Source organism: Bradyrhizobium sp. SZCCHNR1098 (assembly GCF_032489375.1).
GTDB lineage: Bacteria > Pseudomonadota > Alphaproteobacteria > Rhizobiales > Xanthobacteraceae > Bradyrhizobium.
The window spans coordinates 377,844-395,521 of record NZ_JAUEXY010000001.1; the positions used below are offsets into that span (position 1 = coordinate 377,844).

General features: G+C 64.6%; 20 protein-coding genes and 1 tRNA gene. 13 read left to right on the forward strand and 8 right to left on the reverse strand.

Going from position 1 to position 17,678, the window contains the following annotated elements; all coding sequences use genetic code 11:
• Positions 1–11 precede the first annotated feature (11 nt).
• The 6 genes from QX135_RS01675 to aroA form a co-directional block, all read right to left on the reverse strand.
• Positions 12–404, reverse strand: coding sequence for a lipopolysaccharide assembly protein LapA domain-containing protein (locus QX135_RS01675; protein WP_315750462.1), 393 nt, complete (start codon positions 402–404; stop codon positions 12–14).
• 77 nt (positions 405–481) lie between these two features.
• On the reverse strand, positions 482–799 hold the full coding sequence (locus QX135_RS01680; protein ID WP_315716888.1) for an integration host factor subunit beta: 318 nt from the start codon (positions 797–799) through the stop codon (positions 482–484).
• A 169-nt stretch (positions 800–968) separates the two neighbouring features.
• Entirely contained in the window at positions 969–1,949 is a 981-nt protein-coding gene (sppA, locus tag QX135_RS01685) for a signal peptide peptidase SppA (protein ID WP_315741234.1), read from the reverse strand.
• 218 nt (positions 1,950–2,167) lie between these two features.
• Positions 2,168–3,877, reverse strand: coding sequence for a 30S ribosomal protein S1 (gene rpsA, locus QX135_RS01690; RefSeq protein ID WP_315741235.1), 1,710 nt, complete (start codon positions 3,875–3,877; stop codon positions 2,168–2,170).
• Between the two features lie 248 nt (positions 3,878–4,125).
• Positions 4,126–4,764 carry a (d)CMP kinase gene (gene cmk / locus QX135_RS01695; protein ID WP_315784873.1) on the reverse strand — a complete coding sequence of 213 codons (639 nt, stop codon included), beginning with the start codon at positions 4,762–4,764 and terminating at the stop codon, positions 4,126–4,128.
• Entirely contained in the window at positions 4,761–6,098 is a 1,338-nt protein-coding gene (gene aroA / locus QX135_RS01700) for a 3-phosphoshikimate 1-carboxyvinyltransferase (RefSeq protein ID WP_316180785.1), read from the reverse strand. Before aroA ends, cmk begins: the two co-directional genes overlap by 4 nt.
• 151 nt (positions 6,099–6,249) lie before the next feature.
• Between aroA and QX135_RS01705 the strand changes: the two genes are divergently transcribed.
• The 3 genes from QX135_RS01705 (at position 6,250) to QX135_RS01715 (ending at position 7,423) form a co-directional block, all read left to right on the forward strand.
• Positions 6,250–6,654 (forward strand): TIGR02300 family protein, encoded by a 405-nt coding sequence (locus tag QX135_RS01705; RefSeq protein ID WP_315741238.1) that lies wholly within the window; start codon positions 6,250–6,252, stop codon positions 6,652–6,654.
• An 81-nt stretch (positions 6,655–6,735) separates the two neighbouring features.
• Positions 6,736–6,811 (forward strand) — tRNA-Ala (locus QX135_RS01710).
• Positions 6,812–7,186: 375 nt separating this feature from the next.
• The gene (locus QX135_RS01715) at positions 7,187–7,423 is read left to right on the forward strand and encodes a GIY-YIG nuclease family protein (RefSeq protein WP_315778433.1); all 237 of its coding nucleotides are present in this window, start codon (positions 7,187–7,189) and stop codon (positions 7,421–7,423) included.
• Between the two features lie 5 nt (positions 7,424–7,428).
• On the opposite strand, the gene QX135_RS01720 is transcribed toward QX135_RS01715, so the two are convergent.
• On the reverse strand, positions 7,429–7,890 hold the full coding sequence (locus QX135_RS01720) for a MarR family transcriptional regulator (RefSeq protein ID WP_315741240.1): 462 nt from the start codon (positions 7,888–7,890) through the stop codon (positions 7,429–7,431).
• Positions 7,891–8,061: 171 nt separating this feature from the next.
• Between QX135_RS01720 and QX135_RS01725 the strand changes: the two genes are divergently transcribed.
• The 10 genes from QX135_RS01725 to QX135_RS32405 all read left to right on the forward strand — a co-directional run bounded on the left by QX135_RS01725 (position 8,062) and on the right by QX135_RS32405 (position 17,057).
• The gene (locus QX135_RS01725) at positions 8,062–8,487 is read left to right on the forward strand and encodes an organic hydroperoxide resistance protein (protein ID WP_315741241.1); all 426 of its coding nucleotides are present in this window, start codon (positions 8,062–8,064) and stop codon (positions 8,485–8,487) included.
• Between the two features lie 151 nt (positions 8,488–8,638).
• Positions 8,639–9,841: a CaiB/BaiF CoA-transferase family protein gene (locus QX135_RS01730; protein WP_316180782.1), complete on the forward strand. Its 1,203-nt coding sequence runs from the start codon at positions 8,639–8,641 to the stop codon at positions 9,839–9,841.
• A gap of 210 nt (positions 9,842–10,051) precedes the next feature.
• Entirely contained in the window at positions 10,052–11,371 is a 1,320-nt protein-coding gene (gene ugpB / locus QX135_RS01735) for a sn-glycerol-3-phosphate ABC transporter substrate-binding protein UgpB (RefSeq protein ID WP_316180781.1), read from the forward strand.
• 49 nt (positions 11,372–11,420) lie between these two features.
• Positions 11,421–12,302 carry a sn-glycerol-3-phosphate ABC transporter permease UgpA gene (gene ugpA / locus QX135_RS01740; RefSeq protein WP_315741244.1) on the forward strand — a complete coding sequence of 294 codons (882 nt, stop codon included), beginning with the start codon at positions 11,421–11,423 and terminating at the stop codon, positions 12,300–12,302.
• Positions 12,302–13,150, forward strand: coding sequence for a sn-glycerol-3-phosphate ABC transporter permease UgpE (gene ugpE, locus QX135_RS01745; RefSeq protein ID WP_315741245.1), 849 nt, complete (start codon positions 12,302–12,304; stop codon positions 13,148–13,150). Before ugpA ends, ugpE begins: the two co-directional genes overlap by 1 nt.
• Positions 13,151–13,261: 111 nt before the next feature.
• Positions 13,262–14,341 (forward strand): sn-glycerol-3-phosphate import ATP-binding protein UgpC, encoded by a 1,080-nt coding sequence (locus QX135_RS01750; RefSeq protein WP_316180779.1) that lies wholly within the window; start codon positions 13,262–13,264, stop codon positions 14,339–14,341.
• Positions 14,342–14,475: 134 nt separating this feature from the next.
• Complete coding sequence (locus tag QX135_RS01755) at positions 14,476–14,901, forward strand: Hsp20 family protein (RefSeq protein ID WP_006613108.1); 426 nt, start codon at positions 14,476–14,478, stop codon at positions 14,899–14,901.
• A 58-nt stretch (positions 14,902–14,959) separates the two neighbouring features.
• The gene (locus QX135_RS01760) at positions 14,960–15,223 is read left to right on the forward strand and encodes a DUF1150 family protein (RefSeq protein WP_009026315.1); all 264 of its coding nucleotides are present in this window, start codon (positions 14,960–14,962) and stop codon (positions 15,221–15,223) included.
• 143 nt (positions 15,224–15,366) lie between these two features.
• Entirely contained in the window at positions 15,367–15,873 is a 507-nt protein-coding gene (locus QX135_RS01765) for a GNAT family N-acetyltransferase (RefSeq protein ID WP_316180777.1), read from the forward strand.
• Between the two features lie 185 nt (positions 15,874–16,058).
• Positions 16,059–17,057, forward strand: coding sequence for a sulfotransferase domain-containing protein (locus QX135_RS32405; protein WP_410052069.1), 999 nt, complete (start codon positions 16,059–16,061; stop codon positions 17,055–17,057).
• Here the strand turns inward: QX135_RS32405 and ptsN are convergent.
• Positions 17,018–17,479 (reverse strand): PTS IIA-like nitrogen regulatory protein PtsN, encoded by a 462-nt coding sequence (ptsN, locus tag QX135_RS01775; protein WP_315716874.1) that lies wholly within the window; start codon positions 17,477–17,479, stop codon positions 17,018–17,020. The genes QX135_RS32405 and ptsN overlap by 40 nt on opposite strands.
• Between the last annotated feature and the right edge of the window lie 199 nt (positions 17,480–17,678).

Sequence of the window (17,678 nt, forward strand, 5' to 3'; positions counted from 1 at the left end):
TTTGGCGCCTTCTACAACGCGGCGCCCTGCTTGTCTCGCCCATAAGGGGCGAAAAGCCGCGCCGGCGCAGCCGGAACCAGAGATTGCGCAGAGCCCTGTTTTGCACGCGCCGCGGCGCTCAACTGCGCCACCTGCGCGCGGGCCGCTTCGGCATCGGCCTGATGGCGGCGCGCGGCCCGCCGCCAGCGGCGCTGGCCGATCCAGGTGGCACAGCCACCCGCGATCACGCCCAGGATCGCGACGGCGATGATCAAGGCGAACAGCGGGACCGACGCCGAGAGCGCCGGATCAGTCGCGTTGAAGGGATCAAACGATACGGTAACGAAATGCCGATTGGCGACCGCGAAGATGACGAACAGCACCAGCAGCGGAAGGACGACCACGACAGTGAAGAATTTTCGCATGCGCTCGCTCGTGTCAGTCAGGCCGGATTCGCCTCGAAATCAGCCGCAGACGATTAGCACGGCCGGCGCGAGATGCTTCAATCGTCGGCGTCGTCAGCCGCGGCGCCGGCGGGATTGTCCCGGTTCAGCCGCTCGCGCATTTCCTTGCCCGTCTTGAAGAACGGGACGCTCTTCTGGTCCACCGGGACATGAGCTCCGGTCCGTGGGTTGCGCCCGGCGCGGGCCGGCCGATGCTTGACCGAGAAGGCGCCGAAGCCGCGCAGCTCGACGCGGTCACCGCGGGCGAGCGCCGCGACGATCTCATCGAGGATCGCATTGACGATGTTCTCGACATCCCGCTGGTAGAGATGCGGGTTGTGCTCGGCGATACGCTGAACAAGCTCGGATTTGATCATCGAGAAAATGTACCCGGGGAGACAAGTCCCATTTCCGTGAAAATATGCTGGACTGTCAAGACGCTAAATCATTCATCGCGGCCATGAATCGGGTTGCGAGGCCCGGTACGGGGCCTCGCCGTGGCACACGCAAAACGGGAAGATCGCCCTGAGGATGGTCTTGGCGGGTTCAATTGCCCGGCGCGGGCGTCCAGAGCGCGAGCATGCCGTCGAGACCAATCCGATCGACCGCCTGGACCACGCCGGTGCGCTCGATCTGGCGGGCGATCCCGGAGAGGCCGACGGCATCGAGCGCGATCGAGGTCGCCGTTCGCAGGAAGGTCAGATCGCCGAACCGCGGCGTGAGCTTGTAGTCGCGCACCGGAAGGTCCTTCTTGACGTTCTTGTTGGCGACGAGCCACGCGACGGCGGCCTTCTCGTCGCCGAGCTCGTCGATGAGCTTCAGCTCGATCGCCTGCCTGCCGGTGAAGACGCGGCCATCGGCCACCTTCTCCAACTGCTCATCGTTCATGGCGCGGCGGTCCTTCACCAGTCCGCGGAACCAGGCATAGGAATCCTTGACCAGGGCGTCGAGCGCCGCGCGCGCTTCCGGGCTGGTCGGCTCATAGCCGTTGGGGGCGGCCTTCAGCGGCGAGGATTTGACCTCCTCGATCTTCACGCCGACCGTCTTCAACAGCTCACCGACATTCGGATACTGGAACAGCACGCCGATCGAGCCGACCAGCGAGCTCTGCTGCGCGACGATGTGATCGGCAGCGATCGCGCCGATATAGCCGCCGGACGCCGCCAGGCCTTCCACGACGACGACCAACGGCTTCTTCGCCTTCAATCGCACCAGCGAGTCGTAGAGTTGCTCGGAGCCGGCGGTGGTGCCGCCCGGCGAATTGATGTGAACGATGACGGCTTCCGCCGAGGAGTTCTCCAGCCGCTCCAGCGCCGCGACGCGCTCATGGTCGCTGCGGATCAGGCCCTCGATATTGACGCGGGCGATCGAGCCAGAGGTCGAGAGCGCGGTGCGGCCGCGCGGCGACATCGCCAGACCGATGGCGGAAAGAGCCGCAATCGCAATCAGCACGGCGACGACGCGCCAGAACGTCAGCTTGCGGCGCAGCCTGCGGCGATCGACGATCACATCCGAATCAAGCGACATGGACAGCTCCTGGAAGTCTCGGCGCGTTTTGCATCCGCAGCCTGAATATCTCGTTATCCGATTACATCAATCGCGGCGCAATTTGAAGAAAGGAAGGCTTGCGGCGAAGCGGCCGGACGGCCGATCCGCCCGGAACAGAGCGCGTATCTCTGCTTCGCTGGAACAAAAAAAGCCCCGGCTTTCGCCGGGGCTTTGATCTGATCACGCGAACCGAAGGCTTACTTCGAGTCGCGGTTCTTGAGCGCGGTGCCCAGGATGTCGCCCAGCGTGGCGCCCGAATCGGACGAGCCGTACTGCGCGATGGCTTCCTTCTCTTCCGCGACTTCCAACGCCTTGATCGACACCTGCACCTTGCGGGCCTTCTTGTCGAACTGGATCACGCGGGCATCGACCTTCTCACCGACGGCGAACCGCTCGGTGCGCTGGTCGTTGCGATCGCGCGCCAGCTCGGAGCGCTTGATGAAGGTGGTGAAGTCGGTGCCGGTGATCTTGACGTCGATGCCGCCGTCCTTGACGTCGAGCACTTCGCAGGTGACGACCGCGCCCTTCTTGACATCGCCCGGCTCGGCGAAGGGATCGCCTTCGAGCTGCTTGATGCCGAGCGAGATGCGCTCCTTCTCCACGTCGACGTCGAGCACCACGGCCTTGACCATGTCGCCCTTCTTGTAGTTGTCGATGACCTGCTCGCCGGGTTGCTTCCAGTCGAGATCCGACAGATGGACCATGCCGTCGACGTCGCCTTCGAGACCCAGGAACAGGCCGAACTCGGTCTTGTTCTTGACCTCGCCCTCGACCACCGAACCGGTCGGATGCTTCTCGACGAAGACCTCCCACGGATTGCGCATCGTCTGCTTGAGACCGAGCGAGATGCGGCGCTTGACGCTGTCGACCTCGAGCACCTGCACTTCGACCTCCTGCGAGGTCGACACGATCTTGCCGGGGTGCATGTTCTTCTTGGTCCACGACATCTCGGAGACGTGGATCAGGCCTTCGATGCCCGGCTCGAGCTCGACGAACGCGCCGTAGTCGGTGATGTTGGTGACGCGGCCGTGGAAGCGGGCCTGCAGCGGATACTTCGCCTCGATGCCCTGCCACGGATCGTCGAGCAGCTGCTTCATGCCCAGCGAGATGCGGTGCGTCTCGTGGTTGATCTTGATGATCTTGACCTTCACCGTCTGACCGATGCTGAGCACCTCGGTCGGATGGTTGACGCGGCGCCACGCGATGTCGGTGACGTGCAGCAGGCCGTCGATGCCGCCGAGGTCAACGAACGCACCGTAATCGGTGATGTTCTTGACGACGCCGTCAATGACCTGACCCTCTTCGAGGTTCTGCACCAGCTCCTGGCGCTGCTCGGCGCGGGTCTCTTCCAGCACGGTCCGGCGCGACACGACGATGTTGCCGCGGCGGCGGTCCATCTTGAGGATCTGGAACGGCTGCGAGTTGTTCATCAGCGGCGCGACGTCGCGGATCGGACGGATGTCGACCTGCGAGCGCGGCAGGAAGGCCACGGCGCCGTCCAGATCGACGGTGAAGCCGCCCTTGACCTGGTTGAAGATGACGCCGTTGACCTTTTCGTTGTTCTGGAACGCCTTCTCGAGCTTGCCCCAGCTCTCTTCGCGGCGCGCCTTGTCGCGCGACAGCACGGCTTCGCCGAGCGCGTTCTCGATGCGGTCGAGGAACACCTCGACCTCGTCGCCGACCTTCAATTCACTGTCACGGCCGGGCCCGGCGAATTCGCGCAGCGCCACGCGGCCTTCGGTCTTCAGGCCGACGTCGATGACGGCCATGTCCTTCTCGATCGCAACAACCTTGCCCTTGACGACGGAGCTTTCCTGCAGGTTGCCCTTGGTGAAGGACTCGTCCAGCATCGCGGCGAAATCATCGCGGCTGGGATTGTAGGAAGAAGCAGAGGTACTCGAAGCCATTTGTTCTCCAGATGCGGACATTCTCGCCAGCTTGGGTTGATCGGCGCATCGAATGGACAGTGCCTGGAGGTCCACAAATCCCCAGACGTCCGCGCGATGCGCGATAAGCGCAAACGACGCGGGCCGGCAGTGCCTGCACATGCGATACGTATGAAGTGCGTCCGGATGATCGGACTCGATTGAACCGCAATCGAGCTATCGACGGTCAAGGGCGGGAGCGGGCATTCCTCCAATGACGCCGGCGGAAATCAAACCCGCTGGCGGCCCGCTCGAACGGCCTCGACGATATCGATGGCGGCCCGGACGCCGCCTTCTATATCCAAATGGGAGTTGTCAAGCAAGTAAGCATCCGGGGCTTGTTTCAAAGGCGCGACGGCCCGGTTCTGGTCACGCTCGTCGCGCGCCAGGATGTCGGCCAGAATGGCCGCCTCGTCAGCCGGTTCCCCACGCGAAAGCGCCTCGAGGGTGCGACGATGCGCCCGGATGCGGGGATCGGCGACGACGTAGATCTTCACCTCGGCATCCGGGCAGATCACGGTTCCGATGTCGCGGCCGTCGAGCACGGCGCCGGGCGGCTGGCTCGCGAACTGACGCTGGAAAGCCACGAGCGCCTCGCGCACTTTCGGCAACGCCGAGACCACGGAGGCCGCGGACCCGACCTGGTGCGACCTGAGCGCCGGGTTGTCGAAGGTCGAGGGATCCAGGGCCATGGCGACGTCCGCCGCCCGCGTCTCGTCCTTGAGATCGATGCCGGCGGTCAGTAGCGCATGCGCGACGGCCCGGTAGATCACGCCCGTATCCAGGTGCCTGAGGCCGTAATGCGCCGCGAGACGCTTGGCCATGGTGCCCTTGCCCGAGGCAGCCGGGCCATCGATGGCGATGATCATGCGAAATCCGCGCCCGCCTTGCACATCAGCGGGATGAAATCGGGGAAGCTGGTGGCGATGAAGGCGGTATCGTCGACGGTGACCGGCTTGTCGGACGCGAGGCCCATGACCAGCGCGGACATCGCGATGCGGTGGTCCATGTGGGTCGCAACCAGCCCGCCGCCCGGCACATGGCCCCTGCCCTCGACGATCAGATCGTCGCCGGTGATTTCGACCTTGACGCCGTTGACACGCAGCATGGCCGCGGTGGCCTCCAGCCGGTCGGATTCCTTGACGCGCAGCTCATGCAGGCCGCGCATCACGGTCGTGCCCTCGGCATAGGCGGCGGCGACCGCCAGCACGAGATATTCGTCGATCATCGACGGCGCCCGCTCCGGCGGCACCACGACGCCGCGCAGCTTGGAGGCGCGCACGCGCAGGCGGGCCATCGGCTCGCCGGCATCGCCGCGGACGTCGTCCTCCTCGATCGAGGCCCCCATCTCGCGCAAGGTCGTGAACAGGCCGGTCCGCAGCGGGTTGGTCATCACGTCCGACAGCACGAGATCCGAGCCGTCGACGATCAGCGCGGCGACCAGCGGGAACGCAGCCGACGACGGATCAGCCGGCACGATTACCGGCGCGCCTGTTAGCTCCGGCTGGCCAGTCAGCGCGATGCGGCGGCCGTGGGCGCCTTCCGGCGTGGTCACGATCTCGGCACCGAAATGCTTCAGCATCAGTTCGGTATGGTCGCGGCTCGCCTCCTGCTCGATCACCGTGGTGACGCCGGGCGCGGCGAGGCCGGCCAGCAGCACGGCCGACTTGATCTGGGCCGAGGCGACGGGGGTGCGGTATTCGATCGGGACCGGGTTGCTGGCCCCCTGCAGGGTCAACGGCAGCTTGCCGCCCTCGGCGATAGCGGTGACCTTGGCGCCCATCAGCACCAGCGGGTCGAAGATGCGCCGCATCGGGCGGCTGCGCAGCGAGGCATCACCGTCGAAAACGGCCGAGATCGGGCAGCCGGCGACGGCGCCCATCACCAGCCGGCAGCCGGTGCCGGAGTTGCCGAAATCGAGCGGCGCGCTCGGCTGGGCGAAGCCGCCGACCCCCACGCCACGGACGGTCCACGCGAAGTCGCCGGTGCGTTCGACCTTCGCACCCAGGCCCCGCATCGATTGGGCGGTGTTGAGGACGTCTTCGCCCTCGAGCAGGCCGGAAATTCGGGTCTCGCCGACCGACAATGCTCCCAGGATCAGCGCCCGGTGAGAGATCGACTTGTCGCCGGGCACGCGAATCGTGCCCGAGAGGGGCCCGGAGGCGCGTGATTCCAGGGGAGTCGGGGCGATTGACGTGCTCACGGCAGGATCCTCGTGTTTCGGACGCGGCAGGTATCACAGCCCCCGCCCTCCGTCACGAGCGGTGATTTTCCCGTTGACAGCGCTATTGACAGCGGCGCGGCAACTAGCCAAGTGAGACACCGCTTTTCAGACATTGCCAGGACGCCTGCACGTGGCCAAATCCGAGCTCGGAACCAAACGCATTTGCCCGACGACGGGCAAAAAGTTCTATGACCTCAACAAGAACCCGGTGATTTCGCCCTACACCGGCGAGGTCGTGCCGATCGCGCCCGTGGCTCCGACCCGGGCGATGCGCGGCGAGGCTGCGCGTGCCGCTGCGGCGGCCGACGTGGTCGAGCCCGCCGAGGCCGAGGAGTTGGTGTCGCTCGAGGAGGCCGATGCCGAGGAGAACACCGGCAAGGTCAAGGCCGTCGTGCCTGAGACCGAGGACGACATCGAGATCGACGAGACCCTCGACGACGACGAGGATGATGATTCCACCTTCATCGCCGACGAGGAAGAAGGCGACGAGGACGTGACCGACATCATCGGCGATGTCGGCGGCGACGAAGAATAATCGTCGAAGACACTTGAGATCAGCCGCGAACTGTGGTTCACGGTGCTCCCCGGCGGTCACCCAGACCGCCGGCTCGGTTCAGGGGCCATAGCTCAGCTGGGAGAGCGCTTGCATGGCATGCAAGAGGTCGGCGGTTCGATCCCGCCTGGCTCCACCAGCCTTCGCTCGCTTCGCGAGCTTCGGCTCGGCAAGCCACCCCAATCTGCCAATTGCGCGAAGCGAGTGAAGGCTGTCGCGCCGTAGCCTGGACGCCGCAGCCCTCTTGGGCGGAGGCGGGAAGGCGAAGGCGGACCTTCAACGTTCGCGAGCTTCGGCTCGCCAAGCCACCCCAATCTGCCAATTGCGCGAAGCGAGTGAAGGCTGTCGCGCCGTAGCCTGGATGCCGCAGCCCTCTTGGGCGGAGGCGGGAAGGCGAAGGCGGACCTGATTGATCCACCGCGTCTCGTTAGCGGGCAATTCCGAGAAGTAGCTAGACTCCACGTGTAAGCTCACCAAAATGCCGGCCTGAACCGCATTATGGACGCGCGCGGGCATGAAGTTCGTCTATATTCTCGAAAGTTTGGATGGTGAGCACTTCTACGCTGGAATCACCGACGACGTTCCGGCCCGAGTCACGAAGCACAATGCCGGTGAAGTTCCGCATACGTCAAAATTTCGGCCATGGAGGCTCAAGACCTACGTCGCCTTCAACGACGTAAAGCAGGCAGTTGCTTTTGAGAAATATCTCAAGTCCGGTTCAGGCCGCGCTTTCGCTAAGAAGCGCCTTTAGGGCCCTCACCCCTCCACCGCCGCATTCAAATGCTCCCGCAGGCGCACCAGCTTGCCGTGCAGGTCGGCCAGTTCCGCGAGCGAGCAGCCCGTCGCATCCAGGATCGCGGGCGGCACGATCGACCTTGCCTTGTCGCGTAGTCCCGCGCCCTGGGCGGTGAGGGTGACGATCACCTGACGCTCGTCCTCGGCCGATCGTGTCCGCCTGATGAAATGCAGCGCCTCCATCCGCTTCAGCAGCGGCGTCAGCGTGCCGGAATCCAGGAATAGCCGCTCGCCGATCTCCTTCACCGACAGGCCGTCGCGCTCCCACAGCACCAGCATCACCAGATATTGCGGATAGGTGAGGCCGAGACGGTCGAGCAAAGGCTTGTAGACCCGGTTGAAGGCATGGGCGGTCGAATAGACGGCGAAGCAGAGCTGGTTGCCGAGCTGGAGCGGCAGGTCTGCCGCGGACTTCTTTCGCATCGAGGTCACCACAGGTCGATCCTATCGGCATCTTGAGCCCGCACGCCTCGGGTCGACAACGGGCCCGGCGCCCCGATCACGAATTTTCTACCGAACAATTATATTGTTCACAATTCAATTGTGTGCAATATGGTGCCACTGAATTCGTCCATCCAACCCGGGAGACACCCCATGTCCGTGAACGTGCTCTACAAGACCAGCGCCAAGGCGACCGGCGGCCGCGACGGCGAAGCCGCAACCCTCGACGGCTCGCTCAAGGTCAAGCTCTCCACCCCGAAGGAGCTCGGCGGCGGCGGTGGCGCCGGCAACAATCCGGAGCAGTTGTTCGCGGCCGGCTATGCGGCCTGCTTCATCGGCGCGATGAAGTTTGTCGGCTCGCAGGGCGGCCCGAAGGTTCCCGCCGACACGTCGGTGACCTCGACCGTCGGCATCGGCCCGCGTTCAGAAGGCGGCTTCGGCATCACCGTCGAGCTCGCGGTGTCGCTGCCCGGCCTCGCCAAGGCCGACGCCGAGGCTCTGGTCGCCAAGGCGCACGAGGTGTGCCCCTATTCCAACGCCACGCGCGGAAATGTCGACGTCAAGCTGACCGTCGTCTGAGGCTGAATTCCGCCCTGCGGCAGCGTTTTCCCGCGCCCGCCGCAGGGCAGGCCTCGCGTTCTCGCGACGGCGCCATTCGGCGAGCCGCGTTTGCACCAGCGCCGCAGCAATGCTTAATGGCCGCGAGCTGAAACCAACCTCGCGACATCCGATGACACCCCAATTTGCTCCCGGCGCCATGGCCGGACTGCGCGTGATCGATCTGACGCGCGTGCTCGGCGGGCCCTACTGCACACAGATCCTGGCCGATCACGGCGCCGACGTGATCAAGGTCGAACCGCCGGCCGGCGACGAGGTCCGCGACTGGGGCCCTCCCTTCCACGACGAAGACGCTGCCTATTTCGTCGGGATCAACCGCAACAAGCGTTCGATCGGCCTCGATCTCGCTTCCGAGGGTGGCCGCGTCGTGCTGATGCGGATGCTCGAGACCGCCGACGTGCTGATCGAGAACTTCAAGCCCGGCACCTTGGAGAAGTGGGGCATCGGCAGCGACACGCTGCGCGAGAAATTCCCGAAGCTGGTGCACTGTCGCATCTGCGGCTTCGGCGCCGACGGTCCGCGCGGCGGCAATCCCGGCTATGACGCGATCATCCAGGCGATGACCGGCATGATCGCCGCGACCGGCTCGTCGCAGAGCGGACCGATGCGGATCGGCGTGCCGCTGGTCGACATCACCACCGGACTCTATGCCGCGATCGGCATCCTGATGGCGCTGTCGGAACGGCAGCGCTCTGGGCTCGGCCAGTTCCTCGAGGTCACGCTGTATGAGACCGGCCTCGCGATCATGCATCCGCATACCGCAAACTACTTCATGCACGGCAAGCCGCCGTCGCTGACCGGCAACGAGCATCCGAACCTCGTTCCCTACGCGATCTTCCCGACCAAGACGGACGATATCTTCATCGGCGTCGGCAATGACGGCACCTTCCGCAAGCTCGCCAAGGAAATCGGCCGGCCGGAGCTCGGCACCGATCCGCGCTTCGCCCGCAACAAGGATCGCGTCGCCAATCGCGAGGCGCTGCGCGCCGAGCTCGCCGCCGTCTTCAGCCAATTCGAGGCGGAGCCGCTGTGCGACCGGCTGCTCGCGGTCGGCCTGCCGGCGGGACCCGTGCAGAAGATCGACCAGGCGCTGACCAATCCGCACACGATCTACCGCGGCGATGTCATCGAAAAGGACTGGTACAAGGGCGTCGCGTCGCCGATCCGGCTCGAACGCACCAAGCCGACCCTGCGCTCCACGCCGCCGAAGTTCAGCCAGCATGCGCAGGAGGTGCTCAGCGAGTTCGGCTATTCGGAGCACGAGATCCAGGCCCTGCTGTCCCAGGGCACGGTGTGCGCCGAGCGCAAGCGCTGAAGCGCCATCAGCCTGTCGTCTCCCCACGCTAGCGTCGCCTGGGGCATCGCCCCGGCGCCGCGCCGTCTCGCGCAAGTCGCGGCATTCCGCCGCGAAGCCGCGACGAACGCGCTTTCCGCTGACGATCCAACCGGTTATACATTCACAAAACTGTCATCTCGCGCTGCTACGGCCGCGACGCCGATGACGTTCCATGGGAGGTATTTTTTAATGTCACTTCGACAATTCTGGACCGCCGCCGCTGCGGCAGCCACGCTGGTCCTTGGCGCCGCCGCACCCGCACATGCGGTGACGGAGATTCAGTGGTGGCACGCGATGACCGGCGCCAACAACGACGTCATCGTCAAGCTCGCCAACGATTTCAACGCCTCGCAGACCGACTACAAGGTCGTTCCGACCTACAAGGGCAACTACGCCGACACGATGAATGCCGGCATTGCCGCCTTCCGCGCCGGCAATGCGCCGCATATCATGCAGGTGTTTGAGGTCGGCACCGCCACGATGATGGCCGCCACCGGCGCCGTGAAGCCGGTCTACAAGCTGATGCAGGACGCCAGCGAGAAGTTCGATCCCAAGAGCTACCTGCCGGCCATCACCGGCTACTATTCGACCTCGAAGGGCGAAATGCTCTCCTTCCCCTTCAACTCCTCGTCCACCGTCATGTGGGTCAATCTCGACGAGCTGAAGAAGATCAACGCCGAGATCCCGAAGACCTGGCCCGAGCTGTTCGAGACCGCCAAGAAGCTGAAGGCGGCCGGCCATCCGACCTGCGGCTTCTCCGGCTCGTGGGTCACCTGGGTCAATCTCGAGCAGCTCTCCGCCTGGCACAACGTGCCGCTCGCCAGCAAGGCGAACGGTCTCGACGGCTTCGACACCGTGCTGGAGTTCAACGGTCCGCTGCAGGTGAAGCATCTCGAAAACCTGGTCGAGCTGCAGAAGGACAAGACCTACGACTATGCCGGCCGCACCAACACCGGCGAGGGCCGCTTCACCTCGGGCGAATGCCCGATCTACCTGACCTCGTCGGCGTTCTTCGGCAACGTCAAGGCGCAGGCCAAGTTCGCCTTCACCGCTGCGCCGATGCCCTATTATCCCGACGCCAAGGGCGCACCGCAGAACTCGATCATCGGCGGCGCCTCGCTCTGGGTGATGGGCGGCAAGAGCGCGGACGAATACAAGGGCGTGGCGAAGTTCCTGACCTTCCTCTCGGACACCGATCGTCAGGTCTATATCCACAAGGCCTCGGGCTATCTGCCGATCACCAAGGCGGCCTACGCGAAGGCCAAGGCCGAGGGCTTCTATAAGGATCAGCCCTACCTGGAGACGCCGCTGCTCGAATTGACCAACAAGGAGCCGACGGAGAATTCCCGCGGCCTGCGTCTTGGCAACATGGTGCAACTGCGTGACGTCTGGTCGGAGGAGATCGAGCAGGCTCTGGCCGGCAAGAAGACCGCCAAGCAGGCGCTGGACGCCGCGGTCGAGCGCGGCAACCAGATGCTGCGCCAGTTCGAAAAGACGGCCGTGAAGTGAGGCCAAGAGCCGGCAGGCCACCCGCGGCCTGCCGGCTCGCCGACCGACCATGCAGAAGAACGCCATCTTCCAATCAAAACTGCTGCCGTTCGTGCTGGTCGCTCCCCAGCTCGCGATCGTGCTGATTTTCTTCTATTGGCCCGCGATCCAGGCCGTTATCCAGTCGTTCCTGCTGCAGGACGCGTTCGGCCTGTCCACGAGCTTCGTCTGGTTCGAGAACTACGCCGACCTGCTCAGTCAGCCGGACTATTTTCAAGCCATTCTCCGCACATTCGGCTTCTCCTTCGCCATCGCGCTCTCGTCGCTCTCGGTCGCGCTGCTGCTCGCGGTCATGGCGGACAAGCCGCTGCGCGGCGTCACGCTGTACCGGACGCTGCTGATCTGGCCCTACGCGGTCGCGCCGCCGGTGGTGGGCGTGCTCTGGATCTTCATGCTGCACCCGTCGCTCGGCGTGATCTCGCGCTATCTGCGCGCGATGGGCATCGACTGGAATCCGCTGCTCGACGGCGACCAGGCGGCGCTGCAGATCATCCTCGCTGCCGCCTGGAAGCAGATCTCCTACAACTTCCTGTTCTTCCTCGCCGGGCTGCAGAGCATCCCCCGCAGCGTGCTCGAGGCCGCCGCGATCGACGGCGCGCGGCCGATGCGGCGGTTCTGGACCGTGACCTTCCCGCTGCTGTCGCCGACCATCTTTTTCCTGCTGGTCATCAACATCGTCTACGCCTTCTTCGAGACGTTCGGCATCATCGACACGATGACCCGTGGCGGCCCGGGCAAGTCCACCGAGACGCTGGTCTACAAGGTCTACACGGACGGCCTGCTCGGCGGCAATCTCGGCTCGTCGGCCGCACAATCCGTCGTTCTGATGGTCATCGTCATCGTGCTGACGGCGATCCAGTTCCGCTTCGTCGAGCGCAAGGTGACCTACTGATGGTCGAGCAAGAAGGCATTCGACGCTACGTCGCGCACGCCATCCTGTGGATCGGAATCGCGATCGTGGCGTTCCCGGTGTATCTTGCGTTCGTCGCCTCGACGCAGGACAATGCGGTCATCGCCAACGGGCAGATGTCGCTGCTGCCGGGCGGGCACTTCCTGTCGACCTACTATCAGACCATCTTCGTCGGCACGAGCGGCTCGACCCGCGAGCCGGTGGCGACCATGCTGCTGAACTCGCTGGTCATGGCGCTGCTGATCGCCGTCGGCAAGATCGCGATCTCGATCATCTCGGCCTATGCGGTCGTCTACTTCCGCTTCCCGTTCCGCATGGCGATCTTCTGGCTGATCTTTATCACCCTCATGCTGCCGGTCGAGGTGCGCATCTATCCGACCTACAAGATCGTCGCCGACCTGCACATGCTCGACAGCTATGCGGGGCTGGCGCTGCCCCTGATCGCCTCGGCCACCGCCACGCTGCTGTTCCGCCAGTTCTTCATGACCGTGCCGGATGAGCTCCTGGAGGCATCCCGCATCGACGGCGCCGGGCCGCTCCGCTTCTTCTGGGACACCCTGCTGCCGCTGTCGCGCACCAACATGGCGGCGCTGTTCGTGATCCTGTTCATCCTCGGCTGGAATCAATATCTCTGGCCGCTGCTGATCACCACGCGCGACGACATGCAGACCATCCAGATCGGCATCCGCAAGATGATCACGACGACCGACGCGCTGACGGAGTGGCCGGTCGTCATGGCGACCGCCGTGCTCGCGATGCTGCCGCCGGTGTTCGTCGTCGTCGTCATGCAGCGCCTGTTCGTCAAGGGGCTGGTGGAGACGGAAAAGTGACGAGGGGGCGAATAGCGAATGGCGAGTGGCGAACAGGGATGTTCGCGCAACGGCTCGCTTCGTCCCCCTTCCCTCTTCGCCACTCCCCATTCGCTATTCGCTAGGTAACCCATGGCCAACGTCACACTCCGCAACGTCCGCAAGGTCTATCCCGGCGGCTTCGAAGCCATCAAAGGCGTCGATGTCGATGTCGGCGATGGTCAGTTCTGCGTGCTGGTCGGGCCGTCGGGCTGCGGCAAATCCACCCTGCTGCGGATGGTCGCGGGGCTCGAGACGATCACGTCGGGCGAGATCGACATCGGCGGCCGCATTGTCAATGCCATCGAGCCTGCCGATCGCGACATCGCGATGGTGTTCCAGAACTATGCGCTCTATCCGCACATGACCGTCTATAACAACATGGCCTACGGCCTGCGCAATCGCGGCATGGCGGAGAAGGAGATCAGGACGCGCGTCGAGGACGCCGCGCGCATTCTCGAGCTCGGCTCCATGCTCGAGCGGAAGCCGCGGCAGCTGTCCGGGGGCCAGCGCCAGCGCGTGGCGATGGGCCGCGCCATCGTGCGCCAACCCAAGGTGTTCCTGTTCGACGAGCCGCTGTCCAACCTCGACGCCAAGCTGCGCATCGCGATGCGGGTCGAGATCCGCAAATTGCAGCGCCGGCTCAACACCACCGCGATCTACGTCACCCACGACCAGCTCGAGGCCATGACGCTCGCCGACATCCTGGTGGTGATGAACGGCGGCAAGGTCGAGCAGATCGGCAATCCGCTCGACATCTATCAGAAGCCCGCGACCACCTTCGTCGCGTCCTTCATCGGCGCACCGCCGATGAACCTGATGCCGACCGATGGCGTGCGCGCCCAGTTGCACGGCGCCGACGCGGTTCCCGCAGAGGCGGGCCAGCTCGGCATCCGGCCTGAGGATTTCCAGCTCGGCGACACCGTTCCGGCGGGCGGGGTCGGGCTCGACCTCCGCGTCGAGGCGATCGAGCATGTCGGCGCCGAGACCTATGTCTACGGCGCGCGCCAGGATATGGGCAGCGATGACCGGCTCACCGCGACCGCCAACGACATCATCGTGCGGCTGCCGGGCACCGCCGCGCCGGAGATCGGCGCGCAGATTCGCGCCGTGGCGCCGCGGGCCAAGCTGCATCTGTTCTCGGCCGACGGCCGGCAGCGGCTGTCCGTTTAAACCCTTCCACAGGCTGGCCGTTCCGGCGCATTCGGGGTGCTTGAACGTGCCCCGGATCGTGCCCATATTGCTGCTCAAGGGGTGCCGTCAGGGCCCTGATACATCAAAGTCGCTTCGAGAGGACTTTGTAAACCATGTCTCGTGTTCCTTCGCTCTCCAGTCCGTTCCTGCTGGGCTTCGACGAGATCGAGCGCGTGCTCGACCGCGTCGTCAAAGGTGCCGACGGTTATCCGCCCTACAATATCGAGCGGTTCGAGCGCACCAATGGCCAGCCCGAGCGTCTGCGGATCACGCTGGCGGTGGCGGGTTTTACCCGCGACCAACTCGATGTCACCATTGAGGAAAACCAGCTCGTCATCCGCGGTCGGCAGCAGGACGACAAGACCAGGCAATACATTCATCGCGGCATCGCCGCGCGCCACTTCCAGCGCACCTTCGTGCTGGCGGAGGGAATGCATGTGCTCGGTGCGGACCTGAAGAACGGGTTGTTGTCGGTCGATCTGGCCAGGCCGGAGCCTGAGCGGATCGTTAAGACAATCGCTATCAATGAACACGAATAATGGTTTGATGGAACGAGTAGCGGACTCGACCGCTTGAGTCTCAGAAGGAGTCGAGACCATGACTGAAGGTAATGTCGCGTCGGAATCCCCCGTCTCCCTGGAGTCACTGGCGACCCTGGGCGAGGGCCACATCGCTTATGTGAAGCAGATCCGCTCCGAAGACGTACCGGGACTGTTTCCGCAGGCGCCGCACATCGCGCCGGGACTGAAGCTGTTCGCCTTGCATGCCGCCGACGGCACGCCGATCATGCTTACCGACAGCCGCGAAGCAGCGATTGCGAATGCGTGGAGCCACGAACTCCAGGCCGTGAGCGTCCACTGACGCAAAGGCCGAGCCGCAGCGCTTGCAGCGACCGCTCTCGTGAGACTCGATGCTCATGAGGAGCACGCGGCTCACGGACTGACACGAGGGCGGTCCCCGGAAACGGGGACGGCCCGTTTTTCTGCCCGGAACGATCGCCGCGCATGACCTTGCTGACAACACCCATGAGCGCGGCCGGGTTGCGTGCAGATCCTGCGCTCGCGGACGCACTGCTCGCGCTCAACAACGCGCATGCCTCCGAGCTGTCGTGGCTCACGCCCGAAACGCTCGTGCAGCTGCTCGATCGGGCATGGCGGGCCTGGCGGATTGGCGGGGCCGATGCGCTGATGATCGCGCTCGACCACGCCGCCGCCTATGACAATCCCAATCACCGCTGGTTTCGCGCGCGCTACGATCGGTTCATCTATGTCGACCGCATCGTGGTGGCGCCGGCCGCCCGCGGCCGGGGCCTGGCGCGGCAGCTCTATGAGGAGCTGATTCGGGAAGCGACCGCGGCGGGCCACGACCGCATCGTCTGCGAGGTCAATCTGGATCCGCCCAATCCGCAGTCGGACGCGTTTCATGCTGCGCTCGGCTTCGCGCCGCTGGCGGCGGCCAGCATCCATGGCGGCGCCAAGACGGTGCGCTACATGGCGAGATCATTGCGATAGCCGGGAAGGACGAAGCGGCTGCCGAAGTGCTTTTGAGAAATTTGTTTCCGTCGATGTCCGGAACGGTCGATTTGACAACCAGATACAATCCGACCCGGTTTAAGGCGAAGGTGTCCAATCCTTAAGTTGTCCCTGTTGCGGCACGCGCTAGTCCGCTGTGTGACGAGCATGTGTAGGGATGGCAAATGCATGGATCACGGCTTGATGCAGGCGTCTTTCGAGAACTTGCACTCGGGACCCTACCGAACCGGCACGTCTTTCTTGACAGTCCTCCGCCGGGGCCGAGCCCTTACTACGTCATCTGCAACAGCGTGCCGAAAGCGGGGACGTACCTGCTGGTCGAACTCGTCAGAGCGCTGGGCGGTCATGTCGATGTCGGCTATCACACCTACACGTCATCGATCAGCAAGCTGAATCCCGACGGTTCGCTCGACTACGGACGCGCGCTTCCGGCCCCGCTCTGGGCGTCGGCCCTGCGCTCCGGCTACTCTTGCGCCTCGCACACCGAGTATTGTCCCTATCTCGAGCAATATCTCCTGGGCAGACCGGAACACAAGATGCTGTTCATCGTCCGCGACCCCCGCGACATCGTCGTGAGCTGGGTCGACTTCGTCTACCACTCGGCGGCCTACCCGAAGATGCGGAAGTGGAACGCCTATCTGCGGTCGGCCGGATCGGCCGCTCACCCCGATGACGCCTCCCGAATCACATCGACCCTCCTCTCTTTGCCCCGATCGGGCATCAAGAAGTTCATGAGCTGGCTGGACTCGCCAGCCTGCCTGACCGTGAAGTTCGAAGAGCTCTATTCAGAGCTCGCGATCGACGATGTGGCGCGGTCCTCGTTTCCTGTCCTTAACCGCATCTGCGACTACCTGGGACTTCCGCGCAAGACGGCCGCGGAGCTCGATGTGCTCGGCCGCGGCCTGACGTCGTCGGGACGCGGCCGGAAGGTCGGCATCTACAAGGAGCGAATGATGCCGCATCATTTCGACCTGCTCCGCAGCGAGGCATTCCAGGAGCTCGTCGTCGAGTTCGGCTACGAGCCGACGCCGTTGCACACGCCCGCGCGGACGAACGGGTTCGGTGCCGCGCGGTGGCTCGTCAGCAGGCTCTCTCGGTCGTTGCAGGGCGGCGCGATACGACGTCAGGCCGCGGAAGCGGGCGGCAGCGCCAGCACCGAATAGATCGCCTGGGCGTCGCGCGAGGCACGGAGCTTCTTGGCGACATCCTGGTCGCGGAGCAGGCGGGCGATGCGGGCCAGGGCCTTCAGATGGTCGGCACCGGCGCCTTCCGGCGCCAGCAGCAGGAACACGAGATCGACCGGCTGGCCGTCCATGGCTTCGAAATCGATCGGCCGCTCCAGCCGGGCGAACAGGCCGAACAGCTTCTCCAGCTTCGGCAGCTTGCCGTGGGGAATCGCGACGCCGTAGCCGACGGCCGTGGTTCCAAGCTTCTCCCGCTGCAGCAGGACTTCGAACACGTTGCGCTCGTTCTGCCCGGTCAGCGCAGCCGCGCGCGCTGCCAGCTCCTGCAGCGCCTGCTTCTTACTGATGACCTTCAAAGCCGGCACGATCGCCTCGGGTGCGACCAGATCGGTAATCGGCATAGGGCGTTCCGAGGTGATTGAACCGTCAGGGTGCGAAATAGGTCGGGACAGACCGGCGTCAAGAAGCTGAGGCGGCAGGCGGGCTTAACCCGTGTCCGATGGGTGGGGCTTCTACCCCAACGCAACGGCCGTGCCAACACCCGCAAGCGTGTTCCCGCAGCCTATCCTTAAAGATCGCCGGAGCGTGGCGGCCTGAAGG